This window comes from Protofrankia sp. CiP1_Cm_nod3, from assembly GCF_982290655.1.
Window position 1 is genome coordinate 13,236 of record NZ_CEVIVD010000043.1, and the last position, 664, is coordinate 13,899.

1 protein-coding gene is annotated in these 664 nt (G+C 67.5%); it reads right to left on the reverse strand.

Annotated features, from left to right (window positions below):
- Positions 1 to 212 precede the first annotated feature (212 nt).
- Positions 213 to 664 (reverse strand): response regulator (locus tag AC5LUJ_RS10860; protein WP_493464870.1); only part of this gene is annotated, 452 nt, incomplete at its 5' end.

The following is a 664-nucleotide window of genomic DNA, read 5'->3' on the forward strand; positions in this document are numbered from 1 at the left end:
CCGCCTCTTCGGGCCGAGGTCCTCGAGGGCACGAATACGGCACGCCCCGACCGGCCCGGTGAATCCGCTGCACAGCCCGCGGACTTCGGCCGGCAGTCGTTACACGGATCCTGACCGGTGGTCCGCTGCCATGGCCGACCACGGCGGTACGCCGTGGCACCCGGCAGGGATGTGGGCCCGGCGGGTTTCCGCCACCTGAACAGGAGTACTGATCACCGGATATTCTCGCCGGGCTCCTGACGGGTGAGCCGCTGCCGGATGCAGGTGAGGAGCTCGTCGGTGTCGACCGGCTTGGTCACGTAGTCGTCGGCGCCGGCGGCAAGGCATTTCTGCCGGTCGCCCGGCATGGCTTTCGCGGTGACGGCAATAATCGGGAGCGCACCGAAACGAGCCATTTCCCGGATTGCCGTCATCGTGGCATAACCGTCCATTTCCGGCATCATCACGTCCACGAGAACGAGTTCGACGCCGTCGGTGGCGACCAGGATGTCGATGCCTATGCGCCCGTCGGGCGCGTGAATCACGGTCAGTCCGTGGAGCTCGAGGACGCTGGTGATGGCGAACACGTTCCGGACGTCGTCGTCGATCACGAGAATCCTGCGGCCGCGCAGCACGTCGTCCGTGGCATGTGCCGGGACGCCGTTGCCGCCGGGCGCGAGCGCGA